The 6,802-nt window shown below is 61.5% G+C and carries 3 protein-coding genes; all 3 read right to left on the bottom strand.

The window, feature by feature from the left end:
* Window positions 1-13: 13 nt before the first annotated feature.
* Window positions 14-1,525: a hypothetical protein gene (locus tag ACXJMY_RS22960; RefSeq protein WP_456621620.1), complete on the bottom strand. Its 1,512-nt coding sequence runs from the start codon at window positions 1,523-1,525 to the stop codon at window positions 14-16.
* Between the two features lie 91 nt (window positions 1,526-1,616).
* Window positions 1,617-5,972: an RHS repeat protein gene (locus ACXJMY_RS22965; RefSeq protein WP_456621621.1), complete on the bottom strand. Its 4,356-nt coding sequence runs from the start codon at window positions 5,970-5,972 to the stop codon at window positions 1,617-1,619.
* 348 nt (window positions 5,973-6,320) lie between these two features.
* Window positions 6,321-6,802: glycosyltransferase (locus ACXJMY_RS22970; protein WP_456621622.1), on the bottom strand; the 482-nt coding region annotated here is incomplete at its 5' end.

Below are 6,802 nucleotides of genomic sequence, written 5' to 3' on the forward strand. Positions count from 1 at the left end.
TCGGAACGGGACTCTAGAGTTTCAGCAGATTGCCGGCCCATGCAATCACGGCCGTGATGAACGCGGCTGCTGCCGCCTTTGCCAGCAACCACGGTAGCGGCTCCGACGGCAATAGGACGAGGGCCGCGATGAATGCCGCGCCGACGATTGCCGACAGCGCGAGTCCGGGACTTGGATAGGCGCCGAAACGGACGGTGGGGCCGCTGGCGAAGCCAATCACCAGCCCTGTGGCAAGTCCTGCGCTCAAAAGGGTCGTCGTCGTGCCGAGGCCGGCCGCTGCGCCGATGAGGATGAACGTCGCGATGAGCGCGAGCTGGCAGGCCGCAACGACAATGAGCCGCATTGCCGCCTTTTCCAGGTGAGGGATAAGCGCCAGTGTCGACTGCAAATGCGTATGCAGGAAATAGAAAATCGCGACACTCGGCGTCACCGCGATAAAGCTCGGCGCCAGCGCGGCTGGAACGAAGAGCCTGGCAGCGTCAGGTATGAACGCGATCAACCCGCCGAGCATGAGTGCCGTCGTACAGATCGCGAGGTCGAACAGGTCCGTCGCCGCCTCCTGTGCGACCGCTCTTGTATCGTTGTCGAACCGCGCGACGACATCGGGATAGCTGATGGTGTGGATGGCGGAAAGCAGCACCGAGAACGGCCGCTGCAGGAGATCGAGTGCCATCGAGAATCCGGCGCTGGAGCTGGAGGCGACGCCGAAACGGCCGATGATCAGGAAGCGGATCAGAATCGGGGCCGAGAGATGGACTACGGACGCACCCGAGGCGAGCATTCCGTAACGGGCGAATCCCGACAGGTCCGAACGCCGGGTCCGCCGGGGAGACCAATTCAGCAGCTTGCGGTCGACAATCGAACCCGCGGCCAGTCCGAAGACGTGGCCTGCGAGGAGGCCGAGCAGTGCCGATTCCGCGGTCCCGTGCAACTTCGCGCCGACGACCGCGCCCAGCACCAGAAATGTGGCCCGGCAGATCATCAGGACCGAAGCAGGCCCCAGCCGGCCGGAGACACGGATCGTCATGTAGTGGAGGTCCGTTGTCCCCTGGACGACGGTGATGGCAACGCCGAGCCCGATCAAGCTCGCCGATTCCGCCCGGGCTATCGCGCCACCGCCGGCGACGACGGCCAGCGCGAGGGCGCTCAGCGCAAGCGCGCTGAACATGGACGACCGCAGCCGGATCGTCTCGTCGCCATTGCTCGAGGACAGGAAGCGCTGGCCGGCAAGCTGAATCCATTCGAACGCGACCACCGCCGCAAATTGGCTGACGGCAATCATCAGGGAGTATGTCGTGTATTGCGCCGGATCGAGCAGATAGCCGAGCGCGAAGATCAGCAGAATCGCAGCGAAGCTTTGATAGAAATAGCTGGAGAGGGCGAGAAGTCGAACCATGAATCTGACGGCTTCCGGCCTTTCTCCAGACGGCCCGGCCACCGGTCCGCCAGCGGCGCGCTCGGCGCACGGTTGTCGCCCGTACGGGCAGTTCCACTCCCTTAGAACATGAGGCGCCGCAGCAATCAATCGCGGCGCGATCCAGGCCGGCGCGCATAAGGACCAGGGCGGCAAAACTGCCGCCCTGGCTCTGACCTCTTACGTGCGGGAGACCCGCGCGTCAGACGAACAGGAAGTTGCCGTGGTCGAGATTCGTCACGTTGACGCTCTGTAGGACGATCGTATCGGTCGCCGAGATCTGGATCACGGTACTGGAGCCGCTCTGCGTCATCTGCAGATGGTCGTAGTCCGCGACCAGCGCTTTCGAGATCTCGATGACGTCATGGTTGGACGCCGTGCCGGCGTGGAAGCCAGCCACCGTGTCGTTGCCGTGATCATAGACGATGCTGGTCGATCCCGGAGAGATCATGAACAGGTCGTTGTTGGCCGAACCCTGAACGGTCTGGCCGGCAGCAACGGCCGTCACGCTGTGTGTTCCGTCGGCGTTCTGCATGTCGATCTTGAGCAGTGCGCCGCTGGCATCGCGGCTGTCGTGCTCGATCGCGCCCGGCTTGCCGGCGACGGCAAAGTTGAACAGGTCGGCGCTGCCGTCCGCATGCTTGATGACCTCCGACGTCTTCACGCCGGTGCTGTCGTAGACGTCGGTGGTCTTGGTGCCGTCGCTGCTGATCACCTGCGTATAGTCGAAGGTGCCGTCGGCATGCAGCCTGGTATCCGTGAGCACCGTCCCGGACGCGTCGGCGTGTTGGTATTCGGTGACGTAGGTCTTGCCGGTGATGTTGAAGAACGAGTTGTCGTGGGTGCCGTCGGCGTTGGTGACGTAGCTGGCGGTCTTGACGCCGGCCGAATACACGGTGGTCGAGGTCGAGCCGTCGGTGTTGTAGACGCTGTCGTTGGTGAGATTGCCGCTGGAGTCGAACAGCTTGCTTTCCTTCCAGCCGTCGGTGTGAACGACATAGATCGACGACGGGTTTCCGCCGGAATAGTTCGTCGTCGTCGTGTCGCCGTTTGCCGCTTTGGCGATCTCCTGGGTGAGGGCACCGGACGTGTTGTAGATGTCGGTCACGCTCGATCCGTCGGCGTGCGACTGCACCTCGTTCAGCTTGTGGCCGGTGCTGTCGTACACGTCGGTGATCTTGCTTCCGTCGCTGTTGATGACCTGCTTGTAGTCGAGCGAGCCGTCGGCATGCATGCGGTCGATCTCCGTCACTTTCCCGGAAGCGTCGCTGTGCTGCGATTCCGTGACGTAGGATTTTCCGGTGATGTTGTAGAAGGTGCTGTCGTGACTGCCGTCGGTATTGGTGACATAGAGGGCTGTCTTGACGCCGGCCGTGTAGGTCGTGGTCGACAAGGAGCCGTCCGTGTTGACCAGGGCGTCGGTCGCGAGCTTGCCGCTGCTGTCGTAGAGCTTGCTCTCCTTGGAGCCGTTGGCATTGACGATGTACACCGATGCCAGCAGCGATCCGTTGTAGTTGGTGGTCGTGATCGAGCCGTCGGTCTTCTGAACGACCTCCTTCACGAGCGTGCCCGACGTGTTGAAGCTGTCGGTCGTGGTGGTCGTCGAAGTCGACGTGGTGACTGTGGTCTTCCGGCCCGCCGAGTCGTACAGCGAAGTCACCTTGCTGCCGTCGCTGTTGATCACCTGGGTGTAGTCGAGCGTGCCGTCGGCGTGCTTGCGGGTATCGGACGTCACCTTGCCGGAGGCGTCGACGTGGAACGTCTCGGTGACGTAGGTCTTGCCGGTGATGTTGTAGTAGGTGTTGTCGTGGGTGCCGTCGGCGTTGTTGACGTAGAGGACGGTCTTGACGCCGGCCGAATACACGGTGGTCGAGGTCGAGCCGTCGGTGTTGTAGACGGTGTCGTTGGCAAGCTTCCCGGCAGAGTCGTACAGCTTGGTTTCCTTCGATCCGTTGGCATTGACAATGTACGCCGACGTCAGGAGTGCGCCATTGTAGTTCGTGGTCGTCACGGAGCCGTCGGACGTCTGAACGACTTCCTTCACGAGCGTGCCCGACGTGTTGAAGCTGTCGGTCGTCGTCGCCGCCGAGGTGACGGCGATCGAGGTGGTCTTGCGTCCGACGGAATCATACAAGGTCGTGACTTTGCTGCCGTCGCTGTTGATCACCTGAGTGTAGTCCAGGGAGCCGTCGGCGTGCTTGCGGGTATCCGAGGTCACCTTGCCGGATGCGTCGATGTGAAGCGACTCGGTGACGTAGGTCTTTCCGCTGATGTTGTAGAACGTGTTGTCGTGGCTTCCGTCGCTGTTGGTGACATAGAGCGCCGTCTTGACGCCGGCGACGTAGGTCGTGGCCGAGGTCGATCCGTTCGTCAGGAACACGGTATCGTTGCTCAGTCGGCCGCTTGAATCGTAGAGCTTGGTCTCCTTCGAGCCGTCGGCATTGACGATGTAGACCGACGTCGGCAAGGTTCCGCTGTAGTTGGTGGTCGTCACCGAGCCATCGGTTTTTTGTACGACCTCCTTCACGAGCGTGCCCGATGTGTTGAAGCTGTCGGTCGTCGTGGTCGTCGAGGTCGACGTGGTCATGGTGGTTTTGCGACCCGCCGAATCATACAGCGTGGTCACCTTGCTGCCGTCGCTGTTGATCACCTGGCTGTAGTCGAGCGTGCCGTCGGCATGCTTGCGGATGTCGGACGTCACCTTGCCGGTTGCGTCGACATGCAGCGTTTCCGTGACGTAGGTCTTTCCGGTGATGTTGTAGAAGGTGTTGTCGTGGCTCCCGTCGGCGTTGTTGACGTAGGAGGCGGTCTTGACCCCGGCGGTATAGAGCGTGGTCGACGAAGATCCATCCTTGTTCTGGATCGTGTCGTTGGTGAGACCGCCGGTCCCGAAGGTCTTCGTCTCCTTGGAGCCGTCAGCCTTGACGATGACTTCCTGAACAGCGACGCCCGCCTGGTAGCTGACGCTGTCGGTCGACCCGTCCGCATTGACGGTGACCTTGCTGGTGGCGACCCCGTCGCTGAAATTGGTCGTTGTGGTCGAGGCCAGGGTGCCGGAGGAATCGAAGACCTTGGTGACGCTCCAGGTGCTGCTCGACGTCGTGACGGAGAACGAATAACCGCCCTGGATCGCCGCCAGCGCCTTTCCGTAGTGCGAGATGATGTAGCTCATCGTCGCTTCGGACGCGACGGGGAGGACATGCGTGTCCGTCAAGGTGATGGTCTGCAGCGTGGTCGACGCATTCAGGTCCGACAATTGGTCGACGATGTCGGCTGCCGTGTCGCTGACGTTCACCAGGCTGTCGGGAGGAGTTGCGGCCTTTGCCGGCGCGTCGATCTCGATGATCAGAGGATGATCGCTGAGCGGGAGCACGATCTGGCTGACGTCGGTATAGGTGGCGATCGGCGAGGTGCCGCTCATCGGATCATAGACGATCACGGAATGATGGATGCCGCCGAGGTTTACGGTAACCGGCTGGGTGGCGACCGAAATTTCGCTGTCGGTCGCATCGTCCCAGATCTTCGGCTCGGCCCAGACCACGAGGTCATAGGCGCCATTGCTCTTGGTCAGCACCATGCTGTTGCCGGAGGCAGGCAGTCCCGACAGCGAGTAGCCGAGCTGCGCGGTCGGCGTATGACCGCCGGTGCCGTCGTCGGCGAGGATGGAGGTCAGGTTGTGGATCGCGGTTGCAGCCAGTTTTGGCGTGCCGTCGGCATTGAACAGCCCCATGTTCTGGCCGGGATCGTTCTTGGCGGCGCTCGTGTCGTGATCGAGCAGCTCGTAGATATAGGTGGTGCTGACGCCGTCCTTGAAGGCATCGACCAGGGTGTTGAGGATCGACTTGGCCTGAACCGTCTGGTCGACGCCGAGGTAGGGAGCGCTCTTTATCGTGCTGTAGCCGGTCTCCGTGATGACGATCGGCTTTCCCGAGGCGACCGAGCCGGCCTCGCTGATATAGGTCGCCAGGGCGGCGGCCGCAGTGGTGTACGTGCCGGCATAGGCGTGAGAGTTCGCGTAGTCGGTGTAGGAGTACAGGTTGCCAAGCTTGGCGTAGTCGTTGGTGTCGGTATAGCCGAGCGAGAGGTTGTACACGGACACGCCCGACAGCGTCGCGTCGCCCTTGATCGCCGTGTAGAGCGCCATCTGGAACTGCGCGGCCGCCGAGACGTCGGTGCTTCCGTTGTACGAGAACGGCTGCGTGTTGGCTTCGTTGAGGCCCTCAATCGCGATCAGGCTTCCGGGATTAGCCTTCACGAAGCTGTCGAGCTGCTCGAGATACTGCGCGAGGCCTGTGGAACCGGTCGCCGGCAAGTTCGAGGATACGATCAGGTCGAACTTGTAACCGTCTTCGGCGAGTCCCGCCATGACGGGCTGGCTTCCGGGCGATGTCGCGAGCCCGTCGCGCAGCTTGGTGACGCCGAGATATTTGAGGTCGTCCTCGACAAGCGCGAGGTTGTTGTAACCTCCCCAGGAGTACGCCACATGTGTGTTGACGCCGATGGATCCAGTGAAGGAACTCGCCGACAGGAGGGTCTGATCAATGGAAGACGCTGTCATCTGCTACTCTGCATAAGAGTTCAATTGCGTCGAGCAGTACCCTCGACGTTTGTGTTTCAGGTTTTTTATTCAGGTAAAAATCGAAACATCGCGCGCGTACTTCGCAACGCATTGTATCGATTCGTTTGAATGAGTGATTAACCGCTATCAATGTCAGCCGTGTGCGTGAACGATGTCACCATCGCGGCGCGATRCAATTTCCTGCAACGTTTGTTGTGCAGTCTGCACGCAGCATAGGCAGTCCCCGCAGTTCCACGGAGATTGCGCGAAATTGTTAGCAGGTTGCAAACCGGAGTCGCGTCCATCGCGGACGAAATTGGCGGTCGACATACGACCGTCAATCTCCCGTCATGCCGATTGTCGGCTCTCGACGACGCTTTCGAACAGGTCGCGATATTCGTCGACGACGCTCGCAAAGGTATAAGGGTTCGTTTGCAGTGACAGTTGCTTAACCATCGCCGCGATCTCGTCGGGCTTTGAGAGAAGTTGACGGATGCTGTCCGCAAGGGACTGCGGATCCGGTTCCGTGAGCCATCCCATCGCGCCGTGTGTGACGGCCTCGGGGATGCCGCCGAATCTCGTTCCGAGGAACGGCTTGCCGGCGGCCCGCGCGTCGGCAACCACGATGGGGCCCGGCTCCTCCCAGATTGGTGGAATGACGACGACGTCGATCTGCTCGTAGAATGTCTCAGGGGCGACGAAGCCGAGGAACTCGATCATCGCACGCGGCGCCAGTTCCTGAAGTTCGCGCCTCATCTCGTCGCTCGCATAGCCGGCGATGATTAGTCGCACCGCGCCGGGCGGCAATAGTCCCACGGCCTTTGCGAGAT

This window comes from Bradyrhizobium sp. P5_C12 (assembly GCF_054049735.1).

What these genes read in the sequence shown, in the direction of transcription:
- ACXJMY_RS22965 (WP_456621621.1), bottom strand. Translation starts at nt 5,972, where the DNA reads ATGACAGCGTCTTCCATTGATCAGACCCTCCTGTCGGCGAGTTCCTTC.